Origin of the sequence: Janthinobacterium aestuarii (assembly GCF_046113285.1) — a bacterium.
In the GTDB taxonomy this organism is placed as follows: domain Bacteria; phylum Pseudomonadota; class Gammaproteobacteria; order Burkholderiales; family Burkholderiaceae_D; genus Janthinobacterium.
The window spans coordinates 3,688,320-3,707,854 of the sequence record NZ_CP142524.1 but is presented as its reverse complement, the minus strand read 5'-3'; the positions used below and the strand labels follow the sequence as shown (position 1 = coordinate 3,707,854).

Below are 19,535 nucleotides of genomic sequence, written 5' to 3'. Positions count from 1 at the left end.
GTTCAGTAACTGATCTGGATATACACGCCGTGCGGTACGGCATCGTTTGCGGGCAGCAAGGTGCCGCCGGCAAACAGTTTCAGTTCGCCGGGCGCGAACGCCAGCCAGTCCTCGTTTTGCGTCAGCGGATGCGTGGCGATGACGGCGATGCGGTCGTCCAGATGGTTGTGCTGGCGAAAATCGATGCTGCGCTCGCAGTCGATCAGCTGCGCCACGGAAAACGGGTATTCGCGGATCACATAGTGCAGATGCGTGGAACAGTGGGCAAACAGCAGTTCGCCGTCCGACAGGATGAAATTGAAGGTGCCGTGCGCGGCGATGTCCTTGGCGACCTCGGCGATGGCGGCGCGCAGGGCGGCGCGCGCGGGCTCACCGGCGGGAAACTGCGCGCGCAAGCGGGCCAGCAGGTGGCAGAACGCCTGTTCGCTGTCCGTGTCGCCGCTGGCCTGGTAATGCGCATTGGCGGGCGCGCGCCACGTTTTGAGGTCGCCATTGTGGGCGAAGGACCAGGTCTTGCCCCACAGTTCGCGGGCGAACGGGTGGGTGTTTTCCGGCGCGATGCGGCCCTGCGTGGCCTTGCGGATGTGCGCGACGATGTTTCTCGCCTTCACGGGATGTTGCTGCACCTGGGCGGCCAGCGGCGAATCGATGGCCGCCAGGTGATCGGTCAGCAAGGTGCAGCCGCTACCGGAATGATAGGCAATTCCCCAGCCGTCGCGGTGCTCGTCCGTGCGTCCGCCCCGCTCGGCAAAGCCGGCAAAGGAAAATCCCAGCGCGGCCGGCTTGCTGCTGTTCATTGCGAGTAACTGGCACATGGCGGCCCTTCCTGGTGGTATCGGTACACGCCCACAGTAAAGGCCGGGGCAGGGCGCTGGAACGAATGTTTCCGACTATCGATATGCGCCGTCCGTTGTGTCGTCCATATTTGCTGCGCGCATATCAAATGGCGAAACCATTCGTTCTCCTTTGCTTGGCGCGGCCTTACTCTGCACACTTTGGCGCCGTCGTCCCCATGCGGGATGCCGGCGCAGTCCGATGAAGGAGCACGTATGCCATTTCCCGTCCTGAAGAACTACCTGGCCCGCCTGTCGCATCAAACCCAGGCCGGCACCAGCGTCTGGCTCGACGGCGAAGGCAGGGCGCTGGGGCGCTTCTTCAATTGCACCATGACCAGCGCCTTCCAGCCGCTGCGCGAACTCGACAGCGGCAAGCTGGTGGCGTTCGAGGGACTGGCGCGCAGCGTGTCGAAGGCGGACGAGGGCTTGTCGCTGTGGCGCTTGCTGGACCACGCGGCCAGCGACGACGAATCCGTGGAGCTGGACCGGCTGTGCCGCATGCTGCACGCCATTAATTTTTTCCGCCAGGGCGAAGCGGAGCAATCGGACCTGTACCTGAACGTGCATGACCGCTTGCTGAGCGCCGTCAGCAGCAACCATGGCCACGCCTTCCAGCGCATCCTCGACGCGTTGGGCTTGCCCATCGAGCGCATCGTGCTGCAATTGCCGGCGGTGACGCCGAACCAGGGCTGGCTGCTCAACTACGTGGCCGACAATTACCGGCGCAACGGTTTCCGCCTGGCCATCAACGTGGCCAGCGTGCACGAGGCAACGGGCATGCTGGAGCGCTTGCACCCGCATGCGTTCAAGCTGGACGCGGGCAATCTCAGCGACGAGCAAGCCGTCGCCAGCTTCGTCACCGTGTGCCATGCGGCGAAGATCCGTGTCATCTTCAAGCGCCTCGACACGCCGGCCGCGCTGGCCGCGCTGCAGCGCGTGGCCGCCGTCACGGGCTTGCCCATCGTGGCCCAGGGCTATTTATTGGACAAGCCCCTGACGGCGCTGGCGCTGGCAAACCGCGACGTCGCGGCCAGTGCGGCCGCCGTGTAAGATGCCGAATCCTGAAATGAGGGCGACACGATAGGCATTGAGGGTTTTTCTTCGCAGCACAATACGCTATAGTATTCCCATCGTTACATTGGACTGACTATGGCATCGCGCAGAAATTTTCTACATCACGGTATGGGCCTGGCCGCGCTGGGCCTGGTAGCCACCCCACTCATCGGCTGCGCCTCGCGCACGGCCGCTCCCGCGTCGGCTTCGGCCAGCGCCAAGCCGCGTGCGCCGCGCACGGGCGTGCCGCCCCAGCCGACGCAACTGGCCAGCGTAGACCGCTCGATCACCTCGCAGTCGCGCCAGGCCATCACGGAGATGGAGCCGCCACCGGACATCTTTGACGCGCAGGCGCTGGACCTGGAATTCTGGCTCAAGCCCCGCACCCTGGAAGTGGTGCGCCCGGCCAGCAATGAAAAGGCGAAACTGCTGTACTGGAAAGATGGCGAAGTCATCGATTCGGCCTACCAGGAACTGTGCCACTTGCTGCGCGACGTGAACGGCAAGAAGACGGCGCCCATCGACCCGAAACTGCTGGAAACCCTGTGGGGCACGCAAGCGTTCGTGGCCCGCTACGGCATCGAGCAGCCGCTGGAAATCCTGTCGGGCTACCGCACGGCCGAATCGAACGGCAAGCTGCGCGAAGCGGGCGTGCCGGCCGCGCGCCAGTCGCTGCACATCTCGGGCCGCGCCGCCGATATCCGCGTGGCGAATCTGAACGCGGAAGTGCTCGGTTCGCTCGTGCGCAGCTTCAAGCAGGGCGGCGTGGGCTTCTATTACCGCTCCGGCCCCCGTGGCGGCTGGATCCATGCGGATACGGGATTGCAGCGCGTCTGGAAAGGTTAAACACCTGACCAAACCTCGCTTGGCGCGCTTTGCGGCCTGTGATGCTCGCCGTACCTTGGTACGGCTGCGCGTCTCGACCACAAATCACTGTCGCTCGCTACGGTTTTGTCAGGCGTTTGTTTGATCAGTCATAGTGATACGGCGGCTCCGGCACGCTATCGGTGCCGGCGCGCCGCCATTCGTCGAAATTCACGGGGCGCTCCCAGAAAATGCGCCAGCCCAGGCGCTGGCTGGCCCGCACCTCCGGGTGCGCCTGCAGATAGCCGTCGATGAAACGGGTAAAGTCCGATACGTAACCGCTGCGGCGGTAGGGAAGTCGATGCGGCATGGCTGCTCCTTTCTTGCCTGGCCTGGCTTTTGACCTCTGGCGCACGCAAAAGTGCCGCGCTCTCTTCCATGAAACTCTCCAGCCATAACATCGAACTGTTCCTGGCCGTCGTTGACGGCGGCTCGTTCTCGGCCGCCGCGCGCGCCTTGCGCCGGGCGCCGTCGGCCGTCAGCATGGCGATGGCCAACATCGAGGCGGAACTGGGTATCGCCCTGTTCGACCGGGGCGCGCGCGAAGCCGTGCCCACGCCGGCCGCGATGGCGCTGCTGCCCCACGCGCGCCTGATCGCCGAGCAGCTGAAGCAGTTGCACCTGCACGTGCAGGAATTGTCGCAGGGACTGGAAAGCCGCATTTCGCTCGGTATCGCGGCCGAACTCGACCATGCGCCTTTTCTCGCCGCCGTGCGCGCGCTGTCGCAGCGCCATCCGCTGCTCGACATCGAGGTGCTGACGGCGCCGCAGGACGATGTGCTCGACATGCTGCACCGGAGCCGCATCAGCGCGTGCATGGCCTTTGCCGGCGGGCGCATCAATCACGAGGAACAGTTCCAGCTGGTGGGCAGCGATGCCTTGCTGGCGATTATTTCCACCCAGCATCCACCCGACGTGGCGGGCCGGCCCCTGTATATCGAGGAATTGGTGAATTTGCGCCAGATTATCGTGGCCAGCCGCGAACTCGACCTGGCCGATGCGCGCCCCGTGGTGGGGCTGTCCTACTGGCGCACCGACAGCTTGCCGATGGCGCTGGCGATGGTGGAGGCGGGACTGGGCTGGGGCAACTTTGCCGCCTCGGCCATCAAGGAATCGCTGGCGGCGGGGCGGGTGCGCTGCGTGGCGTTCAAGAATACGGGCAATGGCCTGGTCGTGCCCATCCACCTCGTGTGGATGAAGGACCGGCCGCTGGGCATGGCGGCGCGGTCCTTTCTTCAGTTGCTCAGCGAAGCGGCCTGAGCATCATTGGGCTCTTCCTTCGGCTGTTGCGCCGACAGGGGCACGCCGAACAGGCCGTCGAAGAAGTAATTGAAGATGAAGCTGTAGCAGGGGATGATCAGCATCAGCGCGAAGTCCAGCACGAACGCTTGCCACAGGCTGATATCGAGCCACCAGGCGATCAGCGGGATCAGGTAGATGACAAGCGTGATCTGGAAGCCGATCGCATGCAGGATGCGGCGCCAGACGGTGCGCGTGCGCGATACTTGCCGGATTTCCCAGTATTCGAACGCCGTGTTGTAGAGCAGGTTCCAGATCACGGCGATGGTGGTGATCATGATGGCCAGCGGACCCGTGCTGGTGGGCGACTCGCCTGAAAGCAGGGTCAGCCAGGCCGTGGAAATGGCCATGCCGATGATTTCAAAGGCGGTGACGTAGACGATTTTGCGTTTGATGCCTTGCATGTAAAACCTGTAAAGAAGAGATGACGCGTATTTTAAGTCAGTCATGCTGATGCTAAAAGTTGATGGCTATCAGTTTTTCTGATGGATGTGACGTGGAATTACCATGCTTGCCGCGAACGAGGGATAATGGAGGCTGTGGGCAAACGCTCCCCTGCATCACGGCAGCACATCACCGCAGTACATCACCGCAGAAAAGGTCAACGAGCATGCAAGGCGCAGCAGACAGCAACATTCCCGATATCCCGGATTCCCCCGCCAGCGCGGACGAACGTCCCCGTTTCCGTCCCCGTCCGTGGGAGCACCTGGAAACGCCATACGACGTGGAAGTGTGGATCGAGGAACATAACCGCAGCATGCAGGACAATATCCGCGCCACGGAAACGGGCGTGGGCATCTGCTTTACCCTGGCCGAAGGGGGCGACATCTATATGCAGACGAGCGCCGACGGCGCCGTCGTGCTCGACGTGACGCCGGACGCGGCGTGGGTGTCTCCCCTGATCAGCGCCGCCACGGGCTGCGAGACACCCGCTTCGTCCTTGTGGATATTGCCTGACGATAAGCTGATCCAGCTGATCGTGGGCCTGTCGAGCCTGGTGGCCAGCACCTTGCTGGTGGTGGGCCATGATTTCGGCTTGCGCCGGCACCGCATGGGCCGCTGATCGGTCTTGTTGCGGAAACGTTATCTGCGGCAGGCATGGCTCGACACTGCGCGTGACGCGTGCTAGTCTCGCTACTGCACCCACCTGTTTGCCAGGGCGGCCGTGCAAAGGACAGCCATGGATACAGCACCGCAAGCGGTACCTGCTCTGGATTCCTCCCCGCTCGGCCGCGACGGCGTGCCGCGGCATGTCGCGCCCCTGCTTGACGATGGCGTCTTCAGTCCGGAACGGATGAAGGCCGAACGCGAACAAGCTTATTTCAACGATTTATACCTGCTGGCGCCCGTCGCCTATTTCGTGCTCGGTCTCGATGGCGTGATCCTGCAGGTCAACCTGGTGGCGGCGGAACTGTTCGGCCTGGCGCGCGGACATCCCGGCCACGTGCTGTTCCGCTCCTATGTGCACGAGGCATTCCGCCACGATTACGACCAGTTCGTGCAGCGCGTGCTCAACAGCAGTGAACCCGAGCGTATCCAGCTGCAGGTGCAGCTGCCGCCGCCGCGTCCCGGCGCGCGCGAGGCCGGCTTGCCCGTCAGCCTGCTGGGCAGCGCCGATCCGAACGGCCAGGCGCTGCGCCTGGTGCTGGAGCAGGCCGAAGGCAAGCTGGCCGCGCTCGAACGCAGCGAAGAGCGTTTCCGGCGCATCGTGCACAGCGCCGAGGAGGGCATCTGGGAAATCGATGCGCAGGCGCTGACGAGCTTTGTCAATCCGAAGATGGCGCAGATGCTCGATTGCCAGATCGAGGATATGCTGGGCCAGCCGCTGGCCGCCTTCATGGATGAAGAGGGGCGCGCCATCCTGGAGCGCAATATTGCGCGGCGGCAGGACGGCATCGTCGAGCGCCACGAATTCAAGTTCCTGCGGCGTGACGGCAGCACCCTGTGGGCCACCCTGGCCACCAATCCCATCTTCGACTCCGCCGGCACCTACCTGGGCGCGCTGGCGCTGGTCAGCGACATCACGGCGCAGCGCGCGGCGTCCGAGCGCATCTGGCGGCAAGCCAATTTCGACCAGCTGACAGGCTTGCCGAACCGCCACATGTTTCTCGACCGCTTGCAGCACGAGGCGGCTCATGCCAAACGCGAAGGCGCTTGCCTGGCCCTGCTGTTCATCGACCTCGACCATTTCAAGCAGGTGAATGACCGCCTCGGTCACGAGAAGGGCGACATGCTGCTGCGCCAGGCGGCGCACCGCATCAGCGAGCGCGTGCGCGCCACCGATACGGTGGCACGCCTGGGCGGCGACGAATTCACCGTCATCCTGGCCGGCGTGGGGCAGCTGGGCGGCATCGAGCGCGTGCTGCAGGAGCTGACGGCCGCGCTGGCCCTGCCGTTCATGCTCGACGGCGACACGGCGCAAGTGTCGGCCAGCGTGGGCGTGGCCCTGTATCCGGCCGACGCCGAGGCGCCGGACACCTTGCTGCGGCATGCGGACCAGGCCATGTATGCGGCCAAGAGTGCGGGGCGCAACGGCTACAGCTATTTCACGCCGGCCTTGCAGCAGGCGGCCGAATTACGCCGCAGCACGGTGCGCGAGATGCGCCTGGCGCTGGCGCAGGACCAGTTCGAAGTGCATTACCAGCCCATCGTCCGCCTGCGCGATGGCGCCATCGAGCGGGCCGAGGCGCTGTTGCGCTGGCGACATCCGCTGCGCGGCTTGCTGGTGCCCGCCGATTTCATCGCCTTTGCCGAGGCGAACGGTCTGATCATCGATATCGGCGAGTGGGTGTTTCGCCAGGTTGTGCGTCAGGCGCGGAAGTGGCAGGACGAGCATGGCGCTCCGTTCCAGATCAGCATCAACAAGTCGGCCATGGAATTTCGCTGCGACGCCGCGCTGTACCAGGACTGGGGCGGGCATCTGGCGCGCCAGGGGCTGGCGCCGGGCGCCATCGTCATCGAGACGAGGGAAGCGGTGCTGCTCGACGAGGGGCGCCAGGTGGTCGACCGGCTGCGCCAGTTCCGCGCCATGGGCCTGGCCCTGGCGCTCGATGATTTCGGCAGCGGCCAGGTGTCGCTCGCGTGCATCAAGAAGGCCGACATCGATTTTCTCAAGATCGGCCGTTCCCTGGTTGGCGAGCTGGGGCGCGATGGCGACGGGCAGGGCCTGTGCGAGGCGATCATCGCGCTGGCGCAGCGGCTGGGGCTGAAAGTCGTGGCCGAAGGCGTGGAGACGGCGTCGCAGCGCGACCTGCTGCGCGCCGCCGGCTGCGACTATGCGCAAGGGTACTTTTTTTCGCGCGCGCTGCCGGCGGGGCAGATGGACCGCCTGCTGGCGTCTCAGCCGGCGGCCTGAAGCGTTTCCTGCGCCTGTCCGGCGCCTTCCATCAGCTCTTCCACGGCGGCCAGCGTCTCGGCGGCGCTGACCGAGGCCAGTGTCAGGCCCGGCGCCAGAATGACGCGGTAATGGCGGCTGGCCGGATAGAACCAGCGGTAGTTGTCGGTGCGGATGTAGTAGCCGACGATTTTCTTGTCGTATGCCGAGGCGATGTGGATCACCGACGTGTCGGGCGACAGCACCAGTTCGCAGCGGCGGATCAGGGCCGCCAGCTCCAGGATGTGGCCGGTGGGTGGCGCGCTCATCACGTTGGCATGGCCGGCGCCGCGCACGATTTCGGCGGCGCGCGCCTCGGTGCCCGGCGCGGCGATCACCAGCAGCGCATGGCGCGGATAGCGTGCCGCCAGGGCCGCGCAGCAGCGCTGGGCGTCGGCCACGCTGACCGTGCGCTGCGCATTGCTGCCCTGGAAATTGAGGCAGAACAAGCCTTCATGTGTACGCAGCAAGGTGTCGCAGGCGGCGTCGACCCGTGCCGCGTGCGCGTCCACGCCGAACAGTTCATAGCGCATATCGATGTCGCGCAAGGAAAATTGTTCGAACGTGGCGAAAAAGCTGTGCAGGATGTGGCGGCTGCGGTCGCAGGGCACGGTATGGTCGAACATGCCCAGCTTCGCCGTCGAGGTGCCGTACTTGGGAATGGCAAAGCCCGTCAGATAGTGCGCACCCAGCCATTTGATACGCAGCAGCAGGGGAATCGAAAAGCGGTTGTAGGGATTGAAGATGACGTCGTAGCGGCGCCGGCGCAGCTCGGCGATGGTGCTGCGCAAGTCGCGCAGCAGCGGCTGCTTGTCCCAGATCAGGATCTCGTTCACATGCGGGTTGTCGGCGATGACATCGCGGTTGGCGCTGCTGGCGGCCACGTCGATCTGCCAGTGCGGATAGTTTTTCTTCAGCTCGCGCAGCAGGGCCGAGGTGACGATCATGTCGCCGATCTTGTCGTTGCGCAAAATCAGTACCTTGCGCACCTTGGCGATATCGAGGGGGTGCTTGCCGGATTTGCCCAGCAGGGCATAGCTGATCAGCCGGGCGGCGGTTTTTATCAAGGAAACTCCGGAAGTAGATGGCGACAGCAGCATCTTACGGATTGGCTATGTCACCGTCAAATGTGGAAACTCGCCCAATGTTGCCTTCAATAATGTTTCCGAGGAGCGGATGCGCCCGGCGTCGAGTATCCAGCGCCATCCCAGGTAATTCGGCAGGTAGCGCGTCGCCACGCCGTGAAAGATGCGCAGCCAGCCGCGCAAGCGGCTGTGATACGCGTTGACGTTCTGCACGTGGGCGGCGCCCTGCACGCGGATGCCGGCGCGCACATTGACGGCCTGGTGGCTGATCCCCGCTTCACGCGCGAAGGCGCGATAGGCAGCGTGGCCGTCGGTGACCAGCAAGATGTCCTTGTCGATCACGGGTGGCAGGCAAGCATGCAGCTGCGCCTTGGTCAGCGCCCCTTTTCCCGCGACGAAATCGCGGGTTTGTCCCGTGCGGTCGCGCGCCACCAGGATGCAGACTTGTTCACTGGAAATGCCGCGCTTGTGGGCATGGCCGCCACGGCGGCGCGCCGGACGCGTCAGATGCCGCGCGCCCTTTTCCGATTCCAGCACATACAGCTCATCCGCTTCGGCGATGCCATGCAGGCAATGGGGCCGGTCCGTCTTGGCCAGGCTTAAAAACCGGTGGCGCCAGCGAAAGGCGGTGTTGCGGTGCACGCCCAGCTGGCTTGCTGCCTTGCGCACGGAAGCCGACTCGAGCAGGCAGTTGGCGTAGTCGAGCCACAAGGTCTTGTGGCGCAAGCGGGCCAGCGGCGTGCCGGTGAGCGCATTGAAGGTGCGCCCGCACGGCACGCAACGGTAGCGCTGCAGTCCGTGCGCATGACCGTGCCGGTGCGCATGGCTGCTGTTGCAGGCGGGACAGTGTAACCGCTGCCGGGCCACGCTTTCGAGCAGTGCCACGGCGGCGTTCTGCGATCCTGCCCCGCGCAGCAGAGCAGTGCTCGCCAAACGCTGGCGACGGCTCAGTGCGGCGAACTGGGCGATGAAGGTTTTCCATTCAGCTGGCTGCATGGAGGGCTCCCGTTTGTCTGCGATGCACAGTCAGACAGCCGGGGCTGGGGAAGATTCCTTGAGTTCCCCTATTTGTCGGGGACAGAGCCTACGGATTTCCACCGTCCTGAGCTAGGGGGCGTGCCCCATTATTGCCGCGTGCGCCAGGGCGGCGCACGCGCGGGGAGCGATTATTCGAGGCCCAGCAGGGCGACGACTCTCTCGCGGCTGATGCCGACCAATGCCGAGCTGATCGCCAGCAGCGATTCATAGCCGGGCTCGCTGGCCTTTTGCGTGAAGTTTTCCGCCAGGGTATCCATGCTGACGTGCACCTGCACCGGTTGCGCTCGGGCAACTCGTCCCGTCGCTTGCGCCAGGGCCAGGCTGACGGAGCTGCGCGCCGCCTGCAACTGCGCCAGCGCCTGCACCACTTGCTGCAAGGTGGCGCGCAGGGCTTCCACGTCGCCGGTATGCCATTCTTCCGGCGCGATGGCGGCCGGTTCCGCATCCGTGCGCACGCGGCTCATCTGGCCGGTCGGATAGCGGATGCCGCTGCCGCGTACGGACAGGCTGTCGCGCACGTTGGCCCAGGCCGCTTCCGACGTGCTGAACACCAGTTCGCCATTCTCGCCCAGTTTGACGCCGATACCCGATGGCATCAAGGCGCGGTCGAAGCGCGAGACGATTTCGTTCGCGCTCAGGCCAGGTTCGATATTGACCGAGCGCAATGCCTGGTTCGCGCCGCCGACGGAAAACGCCAGCACTTCCTGCGGGCCTTCCTGCAGGCTGGCCATGGTCAGGCCGCGGATGCTGAAGTTTTGCTGTGCCGCGCGCGGGCTGGTATAGCTGAGTTGTGCGTCGAGCGTGCCGCCTGAGGCGCTGGCGCGCTGGCGCCAGGTATTGCTGAACTGGCGTACTCTCGCTTCGACTTGCCCTTCGCGGCCCTGGCGCGCGGCCAGCTTGGCCGCCAGCTCGCTTTTCAGCGCTTGCAACTGGCTGCTGCTGCGTTCCAGGTAGTCGAGCGTTTGCTGCGCGTTGGAAATCTCCCCCTGCAACTGGTGATCCCAGTTGCTCAGGCCGCGTTGCAGGCTCGCCGTCGACCTCTTCGCCGCCGGCGCATCGCTGCGCGCGCTGGCGCTGCCGTTGATGGCGGCGGACGCGTCATCGACGACGCGGGCTGTGCCGGCGCCTTTGGCATTGACGCCGGAAGAGGAGGGAGTCTGAACGATTTGCATGATGGTCAGAGAAGATCAAACAGGGAAATGGTGCCAACCTTGGCGTATGCCTTGTATGTTGCCTGCAGGGCTGTCTGGTAGCCGGTCAGTTCGATGGCCGCCGCGCCCATGTCGGTCTTTTTCAGGTCCAGCAGGGCCGAATCGTTCGACAGCGAGACATTGGCCAGGTTGCCGGACAAGGTGGACAGAATGTTCTGCGCGCCGCCGAAGATGGCGATCTTGCCCGAGAGCAGATCCATGCCGTCATCCGTGCCATTCAGGCCTGCGCCCACCACGGCCCGCACGGCCGGGTCGTTCGGGCTGACGCCCGGCGTGCCGAGGGTGGTGATGACCTGGTCGATCTTGTTGAGCCATACTTCCAGATTCTTCACGTCGACGTTGGCCGCCTGCGTCACGCCATTGCCCACCACCACGGTCTGCGTGTCGGTATTGCCGATGTAGCTGTAGCGCGAACCGGCAGCCGCCGTCGCGTCGTACTTGATCGCCGGCTGGTCGGTGGCGGTGCCGGAAAACATGTAGCGGCCTTCCTGGTCCTTCAGGTTGGCCGTGTACAGCACGCTGTCTCGCATGGCGACCAGCGATTGCGTCATCGCATTCAGGTCGTCGGGGGCGTTGCTGCCGTCGGCCGCCCACACGAGCAGGTCGCGCGCCTGGCCCATGTCGGTAACCATGCTCGACAGGTAGTTTTCGTTTTTCAGCAGGCGCACTTTGACTGTGGCGATATTGTCCTGGTACTGGGTGACCATGGCTTGCTCGCGCGTCAGGCGCGAAATGCGCACGTTGCCGATCGGGTCATCCGACGGCAGCTGGATGCGCAAGCCCGACGCCATCTGCTGGGTCAGGTAATTGATGCGTTCTTGATTTTGCTGAAGAGAAATATTAATCAGCGATTGGTACTGGCTACTGGCAACACGCATGATCTTCTCCTTAACCCATCATTTGCAAAGTGGCGTCAAACAAGGTATTCGCCACGGAAATGACTTTCATGTTTGCCTGGTACATATTCTGGAATTCGACCAGGTTCATCGCTTCTTCGTCCTTGTTCACGCCGCTCGTGGATTTCCAGTCGTCGATCGCTTGCGCGCGCACCGTGCTGGCCGTCTTCAGCAAGGCCTGGTTCTGCTGGCTGTAGATCGCCAGCTTGCCGACCAGCTGCGTGTCCGCGTCGCTCATCAGGACGGAACCCACCCAGCTGACGTTGATCGGTTGATTCTTGATGTCGATCAATTTCTGCAAGTTGCCGCTGTCGCCGGCCTGGCCCGTCAGCGACAGGGCCAGGTCCTTGGCGTTGAAGCCAGGGGTAATGCTCAGCTTGCCATTCGCGTAGGCCAGCAGGGGACCGCCGGCCGTGCCGGCCATGGTTGTTCCCAGCGCCAGTTGCGCGTTGACCTTGCTGGTCAACTGGGTGGCCATGTCCTGCAGCGACTGCTGCAGCGGTTTCAGGGTATTTTTTTCGAACTCGCCCAGGCCGCCCATCTGGCCGCCGATGGCGACCAGATCGAGCGTGTACGAGGACTTGGCGAAATCGAGGCTCAGCGTCTGGTCGCCCGTGTTCGTCATGGTGCTGCTCAGGGTGCCGGCCAGGCTGCCGATGACCAGCGGCTGGCCCGACTTCAGCGAGACATTGCGCGAGCCGTCCGGCTGGTCGAGCACATCGATGCCCATTTGCGAGGCCAGGCCATCGATCAGCTGGTCGCGCGCATCCATCAGCGACGACACGTTCGTGCCCGACGCCGTGGAGGTGCTGATACGCTGGTTCAACGCGGCGATATTGGCCAGGGTGGTATTGGCTTGCGGCACAATCGCCGCCCGTTGTTGCTGGACCGACAGCAACTGGTTGCCCATGACGGTGCTGATGCTGTTGAAGCGCTGCGCCATGGCATCGGCGGAAGTGACGATCTGCTGGCGCAGCGGCGTCGACGTCGGGTCGACGGCGGCCGCGTTCAGGGCCTTGAAGAAACCGTCGATGCCATTGCTGATGCTCGACGCATCGTCGCCCATCACGCGCTCGAGCTGGGTCAGGTAAGGCTGGGTCTGCGAGCGGGCGCCCTGGTCGGACGCGGCACGCCACATTTGCTGGCTCTTATAAGCATCGGCAAAACGCAGCAAGGCGGACACTTCCACGCCATTGCCGGCCGAACGCACGCCGGCGGTGGCGCCAAGCGATGACAGCAGCACACCCTGGCGCGTGTAGCCCGCCGTTTGCAGGTTGGCGATGTTCTGGCTGGCCGCATTGAGTGCGGCCTGGGCGGCGATGCTGCCTGACAATGCATTGCTGATGATGCTCATTGGGCAAGTTTCTTTCGTGAAGAGTGTGGCGCGTGCGGGTGGGCAGGCACTGAATCGTTGTTACCTTGTACAGGCGACGCTTCAGACGGATTTATTAAGCGGCGCCGCAATATTGTCGGTCTTGACAGCGCCACGGGCTGTCACCGGGGCGCCGGCAGGCGGCAGCAGCTGGCGCAGAATGGCGTCGGCGATGCCGAAGGCGCGCTGGCCGGCCATCTTGTCGGCCACCAGGTTATCAGCCATTTCCAGCATGTCGCTGTTGACCGGGTCCTTGAAGACGCTGTCTTCGCCCGCCATCTCGCGCGTGCCCGAACGCATCTGGCGCAGCATGTGCGAGATGAAGAAGGCTTCGAACTTGACGGCCGCCTCGGTGGCCTTGGCCGCATAACGGGGATCGGCAGGCGTGGCCGCGGCGGGCGTCTTGTCGTCGAGCGCCGAGGGCAGGGCGCCGCTGCTGTCGTTGATATTCATCATATGACCACCAGTTCGCCTTCGATGGCCCCTGCTTGGTCCAGGGCTTGCAGAATTGCCATGATGTCATCGGGCGAGGCGCCCAGGCTGTTGACCACGTCGATAATCGACTGCAGCTTGGCACCGGCCGGCCATTTGAACATATTGCCATTGCCCTGGTCGACGGACACTTTCGACTGCGGCGTAACGGTGGTCTGGCCGCGGCCGAACGGCGCCGGCTGGCTGACGGCCGAACTTTCGGAAATGACGACCTTGAGCGAGCCGTGCGTGACGGCGGCCGCCTTGACGCGCAAGCCTTCGGCGATGACCACAGTGCCGGTGCGCGAATTGAAGACCACTTTCGGCGTATCGACGCCGACATCGACGGAGAGCGCTTCGAGCTTGGCCATGAAGGCCACGCGCTGGGTCGGGTTTTCCGGCGCAAGCACTTCCACGCTGGTGGCGTCGCGCGTGGTGGCGACGGCGCCAAAGCGGCGGTTGACGGCTTCGACGATATTGATGGCCGTCTCGAAATGCGGGTGGCGCAAGTTCAGGGTGACGGTCGGCTTGGTCGAGAAATCGCTGAGGATTTCGCGTTCGATGTTGGCGCCGTTGGGAATGCGGCCCGAGGTCGGCGTGTTGACGGTGACGGACGAGCCGCTCTTGCCCGTGGCGTTCAAGCCGCCGACGACGACGTTGCCTTGTGCCAGCGCATACGTTTCGTTGTCGGCCGCGCGCAATTGCGTCAGCAGCAAGGTGCCGCCGCGCAAGCTCTTCGCATCGCCCAGGGACGAGACGGTGACATCGATGGCCTGGCCACGGCGGTATCCTGGGGGAAACACGGCACTGACCATGACGGTGGCGACGTTCTTGCTTTTTGCTTCGGCGCCGTCGGGCATCTTCACGCCGAATTGCTTGAGCATGTTGACCACGGACTGGCTGGAAAACTTCACCTGGGTGGTGTCGCCGCTGCCGTTCAGGCCCACGACGAGGCCGTAGCCGACCAGCGGGTTGTCGCGCACGCCCTCGATACTGACCAAGTTGCGCAGCACTTGCGCGGCGCTGGCGGGCAGGGCAAAGCCGGAGAGCGCGGCCAGCATGGCTGCCAGGGGCAGGGCGGAACGAAATTTCATGAGCTCACCTTAAAACGGCATCCATGGGCCGACGAAGAAGCGCGTCAGCCAGCCTGGTGTATTGGCTTCGGCCAGGGTGCCCTGGCCGGAATAGGCGATCTGTGCATTGGCGATGCGCAGGGACGAGACCTGGTTGTTCGAATCGATGTCGGCCGCGCGCAGGTAGCCGCGCAGGCGCACGAATTCCTCGCCCTGGTTCAGGGTCAGCGTTTTCTCGCCCTGCACGCGCAGCAAGCCGTTCGGCAGCACTTCCTGCACGATCACGGTGATGGCGCCGGACAGCGCATTTTGCTGCGTGCTGGTCGAGTCGCCGGCGAAGTTGCGGTCGGCCGACAGGTCGATGCCCGTCTTGGGGAAGGTCTTGCCGAGGATGTTGGCCGCATTCACGCCGACGGACGAACCCTTGTTGAACGAGGTGCCGGCCTTCTTGCTCGCCTGCGTGGTTTCCTGCAGGGCCACCGTGACAACATCGCCGACGCGGAAGGCGCGGCTGTCCGAGATCAGGTCCAGGCCCGCGTCGGGATTGAAAACGCCGCCGCCCACGCCGCCGCGCGCAGCGCTGCGCGGCGCCACGGGCAGCGGCGTATCGGAAAAGCTGGGCGCCACCGGCGCGGCCGGCTGGCTGGCGCAACCGGCCATCAACACCAGCAGCATGGCTGCCGTGGCTTTCATGGCGATTCTCATCAGCGTGCCGCTTGCGCCAGGTATTGCAGCATATTGTCGGCGGCCGACAGCACCTTGGTGTTCATTTCATAGGTGCGCTGGGCAGCGATCATGTCGACCATCTCTTCGACCACCTGCACGTTCGAGCCTTCCAGCGCGAACTGTTTCAGCTTGCCCAGTGCGCCTTCGCCGGGGCGGCCTTCCGTCGGCGTGCCGCTCGATGCCGTTTCCTGGAACAGGTTTTCGCCCAGTGCCAGCAGGCCCGTCGGGTTGACGAAGCTGGTCAGGTTCAGCTGGCCCAGCTGGGTGCCGTTGACATTGCCCGGCACGGTGGCCGTGACCATGCCGTTTTCACCGATGGTGATCGCCGTCGCATTGTTCGGCACGGTGATCTGCGGCACCAGCGGCAAGCCCTGGGCATTGACCATCACGCCGTTTTCATTGATGCCGAGCTGGCCGGCGCGCGTGTAGGCCGCTTCGCCGTTCGGGCGCAGCACTTGCAGGAAGCCGTTGCCGGTGATGGCGACGTCGAATTCGCGGCTCGTCGTTTGCAAGCTGCCGGTGGTAAACACCTTTTGCGTGCCGACCATGTGCGTACCGTTACCCAGCTGCACGCCCGATGGCGACAGGGTATTGTCGGCGCGCTGCGTGCCCGGCTGCTGCTCGACCTGGTAAAACAGGTCTTCGAAGACGACGCGGTCGCGCTTGAAGCCAACGGTATTGACGTTGGCCAGGTTGTTCGCGATGGCTTGCAGCTTGGCGTCTTGTGCCTGCACGCCGGTCTTGCTGATCCACATTGCTGGATTCATGATTTACTCCTGGTAATTGGTTGGCGTTGGGCTCAAGCGCCCAGCAGGCGGTTGCCGGACTCGGTCATCGCGTCGCTGGCCTTGAAAATTTTCATTTGCATTTCGAAACTGCGGTTCAGGCTCATGGTGGCGACCATTTCCTCGACGGCCGACACGTTGCTGCCTTCCAGGTGACGGTCGCGCAGGCGCACCGCCGGGTCGGCCTGCAAGTCTTCGCCGCTGCGTGCCACGATCAGGCCCGCCTCGTTCTTCGTCAACTCGCCCGATTCCGCATTGACCAGCTTGAGCTTGTCGACGGTCTGCATTTGCGCCGTTCCTGGCACCTGGATGGAAATCGTGCCATCGGCGCCGATCGACAGGCTGGTGTGCTCGGGAATCGTGATCGGACCGCCTTCGCCCAGCACGGGCCGGCCGTTGATGGTCAGCGCGCCCGTTTCATCGAGGTCCATGGCGCCGGCGCGCGTGTAGGCTTCACCGTTTTGCCATTGCACAGCGAGAAAGCCGGGGCCCGTGACGGCCACGTCGAGTTCGCGTCCCGTTTCCTTGATGGCGCCCGTGCGCGTGCCGACGGCGCTCGACTGCGTCTGCGTCATGTGGCGGTCGTCGTAGCCATAGCCGTTTTGCAGCGGCTGGGCAGTGGACACTTCCAGGTTGGCGCGAAAGCCGCCCGTCTCGATATTGGCCAGGTTGTTGGCGTGTACCTGCTGTGCCCGCAGGGCACGGTCGGCCCCGCTCATGGCGGTATAAATCAGCGCATCCATTGCTTTTTACCTTTGCGTATCGTGGATTACAGCGCTTGCATCAGCGATTGCAGCATGGCGTTCTCGGTCGAGATGACCTTCGAGTTCGCCTGGTAGTTGCGCTGCGACGTCATCAGGCCCACCAGTTCGGAGGTGATGTCGACGTTCGACTGTTCCAGCGAGCTCGTCACCAGTTTGCCGGCCATGCCGACGCCCGGACGGTCATAGATGGCGGTGCCGGAGGTGGTCGAGGCGACCCAGCTGGTATCGTTGACGGCCGTCAGCCCGCCTTCGTCAGGGAAGGTGGCCAGGGCGATCACGCCGATGCTTTGCTTCTGGCCGTTCGTGTATTTGGCCACGACGGAGCCGTCGTCGGCCAGTTCCACGCCCGTGTAGGTGCCCGAGGCATAGCCGTCGGCGCGGTCGGTCGAGGTGGTCGCTTCACCGGCGAACTGGGTCGTGCCCGTGTAGTCGATGGCGATCGACAGCGCTGCGGCGCCAGGCGGCGTCGGGAACACCGGCGTGGCGGTCGTTCCGGTCACCAGCTTGCCGTTCGTGTCGAAGGTCATGCTCGTCACCGGCGTCACATCGGCGTTGTCAAAGGTGTAGTGCACGTCCACGCCCGTCGCCGTCTTGACGAAGTACTGGCCCAGCGAGTGCTTGGCGCCCAGCGAATCGTAGACGATCGAGGACTTGGCGCTGTTGTAGCTCAGTTCGTTGGTCTTGTTGAAAGGCACGGCCTTGATGGTCCATTCGGACGACATGTTGGCGGCATATGCCAGCTTGGTCGATGCCACGGCGGGAATCTGGCCCGTCGGAATGTTCATGTCGCCCATGGTGCCCAGGGTGGTGCTGCCTTTGACGGCGGCATAGCCCTGTACCAGGCGGCCGTTCGAGTCGATCAGCTTGCCATCGCTGCTGGCCGAAAAGATGCCGACCCGGCTGTAGCTCATGGTGTTTTGCGCATCGCGCGCGACGAAAAAGCCGCGGCCGTCGATGGCCGCGTCGAGCGCGCGGCCCGTGTTCAGCACGCCGCCAGTGAGCGACATGCTTTGCGTGATCGAGCCGATTTCCGTGCCCGTGGCGCGCGAACCGGCATACATGGCCGAAAAGTTGGCGCGGCTGCTCTTGAAGCCGTAGGTGCCGGCATTGGCGATATTGTTACTGGTGCTGTTCAACTGTTGGTTGATGGACTGGATACCGGACAGCGCGATGTCGAAACTCATGTTGACTTCCTTTAGTGAAGGACGAGATTAGTGTTCAGGAAACGAAGGGGCGAGCGGATCAGGCCGTCTTGCCGTTGAAGCCGGTGATCGCGCCAGGGTTGACTTCGCCCAGGTTCGACACGCTCAAAATCATGCTGCCGCCGGACGACAGGCGCACGCTGTTGAGCTTGCCCGCGATGTCGACCGATGGTTTTTCGGTGCCATTGGTGGTGACCGCCATGGTGTACGTGCCTGCAGGCAAGCCCAATGCGACGGGATCGATGGTGAACGGCACCGTGCCGGCCGACTTGGCGCCCAGTTCGATCTTGTATTCCTTGTCGTCGATGCCTTTCAGGGTCACGGTGGTCTTGGTGGTGCCGGCCGCCAGCGCGATGCTGCCGCTGACCTTGCTCTTGTCGAGCTGCACCGTTTCGCTGTTGACCATGACTTCGGAGCCTACCTGCGCGCCCAGGGCCAGCACCTGCATCGATTGCAGCACGCTGGCATTGGCGCTGGTCAGCGTCGACAGGTTTTGCATCGCTTCCGTCTGCGCCTGCTGCGTCAATTGATTGACGAACTGGCTCGGATCGGTCGGCGCCAGGGGATCCTGGTTCTTGATCTGCGCGACCAGCAACTTGGTGAACATATCCTGGGTGGCATTGTTTTGCGATTTGACGGCATTGTTGTTGCTGCCGCTGCCATTGGTGTTGTTTGTAAAGAGATTGGTTTCCATGGATTATGCTTCACCTAATTTGAGGAGCGATTGCTGCATCGACTTGATGCGGCCCAGAACTTCGACATTGGTTTCAAACGCGCGCGAGGCCGACATCATGTCGGTCATCTCGGCTACCTGGTTGACATTGGGGTAGAACACCATGCCGTCGGCGTTGGCCATCGGGTGGCCCGGTTCATACACCTTGCGCAGCGGCTCATCGCTTTGCACCACGTCGAGCACCTGAACGCGTCCGCCGGCGCCGCTGGCGCCCGGTCCATCCATCACGGCCGCAAACACGGGTTTGCGCGCGCGGTAGGTTTCGCCTTCGGAACCGGCAACGGAATCGGCATTGGCCAGGTTGCTGGCGATGGTATTGAGGCGCACGGTCTGCGCCGCCATCGCCGAACCGGCGATCTTGGAAATATCCTGGAAGCTCATGCTGATCCTTATTGTCCGGAAATGGCCTTGGACAGACCCTTCAGTTTCATGTTGACGAAAGTGAGGCTGGTCTGGAAGTCGGTGGCATTCTGCGAGAACGCCGCCTGCTCGACGCCGATTTCGACGGTATTGCCGTCGCGGCTGGGGTGGTAGGGTACGCGGTACAGGGCACTGGCATCGTCATCGGTCGACAGCAGGCCGGCCTCGTTATCCTGCAATTGTTGCAGGGCGCTGCCGAAATCCATGTCCATGGCCTGGAAGCCGGGCGTGTTTTCATTGGCGATGTTGGCCGCCAGCACGCGTGTACGGTCGGCACGCAGTGCGAGTGCATCGGCATGCACGCCCAGCGCATCCTTGAAATTAATCCCCATGG

At 63.8% G+C, this 19,535-nt stretch carries 22 protein-coding genes; 5 read left to right on the top strand and 17 right to left on the bottom strand.

The genetic code is table 11. From position 1 onward, the window contains the following. Positions 1-2: 2 nt before the first annotated feature. Complete coding sequence (locus OX462_RS16550; protein WP_409026562.1) at positions 3-815, bottom strand: class II glutamine amidotransferase; 813 nt, start codon at positions 813-815, stop codon at positions 3-5. Between the two features lie 234 nt (positions 816-1,049). Between OX462_RS16550 and OX462_RS16545 the strand changes: the two genes are divergently transcribed. Next, on the top strand, positions 1,050-1,886 hold the full coding sequence (locus OX462_RS16545) for an EAL domain-containing protein (protein WP_070291262.1): 837 nt from the start codon (positions 1,050-1,052) through the stop codon (positions 1,884-1,886). 99 nt (positions 1,887-1,985) lie between these two features. Beyond that, the gene (locus tag OX462_RS16540) at positions 1,986-2,735 is read left to right on the top strand and encodes a YcbK family protein (RefSeq protein ID WP_373633025.1); all 750 of its coding nucleotides are present in this window, start codon (positions 1,986-1,988) and stop codon (positions 2,733-2,735) included. Positions 2,736-2,859: 124 nt separating this feature from the next. Here OX462_RS16540 and OX462_RS16535 read toward each other — a convergent pair whose 3' ends face one another. Beyond that, a complete protein-coding gene (locus OX462_RS16535) occupies positions 2,860-3,063 on the bottom strand; it encodes a DUF3460 family protein (RefSeq protein ID WP_070224837.1) in 204 nt (67 codons plus the stop codon). Positions 3,064-3,131: 68 nt separating this feature from the next. On the opposite strand from OX462_RS16535, the gene OX462_RS16530 reads away from it, so the two are divergent. Beyond that, on the top strand, positions 3,132-4,013 hold the full coding sequence (locus tag OX462_RS16530; protein ID WP_409026561.1) for a LysR family transcriptional regulator: 882 nt from the start codon (positions 3,132-3,134) through the stop codon (positions 4,011-4,013). Here the strand turns inward: OX462_RS16530 and OX462_RS16525 are convergent. Beyond that, positions 3,989-4,456 (bottom strand): PACE efflux transporter, encoded by a 468-nt coding sequence (locus tag OX462_RS16525; protein ID WP_070224839.1) that lies wholly within the window; start codon positions 4,454-4,456, stop codon positions 3,989-3,991. The two genes, OX462_RS16530 and OX462_RS16525, sit on opposite strands and share 25 nt — an antisense overlap. 206 nt (positions 4,457-4,662) lie before the next feature. On the opposite strand from OX462_RS16525, the gene OX462_RS16520 reads away from it, so the two are divergent. Beyond that, the gene (locus OX462_RS16520) at positions 4,663-5,115 is read left to right on the top strand and encodes a hypothetical protein (protein ID WP_070291266.1); all 453 of its coding nucleotides are present in this window, start codon (positions 4,663-4,665) and stop codon (positions 5,113-5,115) included. A 117-nt stretch (positions 5,116-5,232) separates the two neighbouring features. Further along, entirely contained in the window at positions 5,233-7,407 is a 2,175-nt protein-coding gene (locus OX462_RS16515) for a putative bifunctional diguanylate cyclase/phosphodiesterase (RefSeq protein ID WP_409026560.1), read from the top strand. Here OX462_RS16515 and OX462_RS16510 read toward each other — a convergent pair. The 14 genes from OX462_RS16510 to flgB form a co-directional block, all read right to left on the bottom strand. Further along, entirely contained in the window at positions 7,392-8,492 is a 1,101-nt protein-coding gene (locus OX462_RS16510) for a glycosyltransferase family 9 protein (RefSeq protein ID WP_409026559.1), read from the bottom strand. The genes OX462_RS16515 and OX462_RS16510 overlap by 16 nt on opposite strands. Before the next feature lie 45 nt (positions 8,493-8,537). Continuing rightward, a complete protein-coding gene (locus tag OX462_RS16505; protein WP_409026558.1) occupies positions 8,538-9,506 on the bottom strand; it encodes an IS1595 family transposase in 969 nt (322 codons plus the stop codon). A gap of 170 nt (positions 9,507-9,676) precedes the next feature. Next, positions 9,677-10,720 (bottom strand): hypothetical protein, encoded by a 1,044-nt coding sequence (locus tag OX462_RS16500; protein ID WP_070219884.1) that lies wholly within the window; start codon positions 10,718-10,720, stop codon positions 9,677-9,679. Positions 10,721-10,725: 5 nt separating this feature from the next. Then, positions 10,726-11,637 (bottom strand): flagellar hook-associated protein FlgL, encoded by a 912-nt coding sequence (gene flgL, locus OX462_RS16495; RefSeq protein ID WP_070219886.1) that lies wholly within the window; start codon positions 11,635-11,637, stop codon positions 10,726-10,728. Between the two features lie 10 nt (positions 11,638-11,647). Beyond that, positions 11,648-13,009: a flagellar hook-associated protein FlgK gene (gene flgK, locus OX462_RS16490; protein ID WP_070289067.1), complete on the bottom strand. Its 1,362-nt coding sequence runs from the start codon at positions 13,007-13,009 to the stop codon at positions 11,648-11,650. Between the two features lie 81 nt (positions 13,010-13,090). Next, positions 13,091-13,483, bottom strand: a complete 393-nt coding sequence (locus OX462_RS16485) for a flagellar biosynthesis protein FlgJ (RefSeq protein ID WP_373633016.1) — start codon at positions 13,481-13,483, stop codon at positions 13,091-13,093. After that, complete coding sequence (locus tag OX462_RS16480; RefSeq protein WP_070219890.1) at positions 13,480-14,592, bottom strand: flagellar basal body P-ring protein FlgI; 1,113 nt, start codon at positions 14,590-14,592, stop codon at positions 13,480-13,482. Before OX462_RS16480 ends, OX462_RS16485 begins: the two co-directional genes overlap by 4 nt. Before the next feature lie 9 nt (positions 14,593-14,601). Beyond that, positions 14,602-15,264 (bottom strand): flagellar basal body L-ring protein FlgH, encoded by a 663-nt coding sequence (flgH, locus tag OX462_RS16475; RefSeq protein ID WP_046685514.1) that lies wholly within the window; start codon positions 15,262-15,264, stop codon positions 14,602-14,604. Positions 15,265-15,275: 11 nt separating this feature from the next. After that, complete coding sequence (flgG, locus tag OX462_RS16470) at positions 15,276-16,064, bottom strand: flagellar basal-body rod protein FlgG (RefSeq protein WP_170909686.1); 789 nt, start codon at positions 16,062-16,064, stop codon at positions 15,276-15,278. Between the two features lie 32 nt (positions 16,065-16,096). Further along, positions 16,097-16,825: a flagellar basal-body rod protein FlgF gene (locus tag OX462_RS16465; RefSeq protein ID WP_070219896.1), complete on the bottom strand. Its 729-nt coding sequence runs from the start codon at positions 16,823-16,825 to the stop codon at positions 16,097-16,099. A 26-nt stretch (positions 16,826-16,851) separates the two neighbouring features. After that, complete coding sequence (locus tag OX462_RS16460) at positions 16,852-18,030, bottom strand: flagellar hook protein FlgE (protein WP_070310097.1); 1,179 nt, start codon at positions 18,028-18,030, stop codon at positions 16,852-16,854. A gap of 58 nt (positions 18,031-18,088) precedes the next feature. Further along, a complete protein-coding gene (locus tag OX462_RS16455; protein WP_070310095.1) occupies positions 18,089-18,742 on the bottom strand; it encodes a flagellar hook capping FlgD N-terminal domain-containing protein in 654 nt (217 codons plus the stop codon). A 3-nt stretch (positions 18,743-18,745) separates the two neighbouring features. Continuing rightward, positions 18,746-19,162, bottom strand: coding sequence for a flagellar basal body rod protein FlgC (gene flgC, locus OX462_RS16450; protein WP_034757795.1), 417 nt, complete (start codon positions 19,160-19,162; stop codon positions 18,746-18,748). 8 nt (positions 19,163-19,170) lie between these two features. Next, positions 19,171-19,533: a flagellar basal body rod protein FlgB gene (flgB, locus tag OX462_RS16445; RefSeq protein WP_034758109.1), complete on the bottom strand. Its 363-nt coding sequence runs from the start codon at positions 19,531-19,533 to the stop codon at positions 19,171-19,173. Positions 19,534-19,535: the final 2 nt, after the last annotated feature.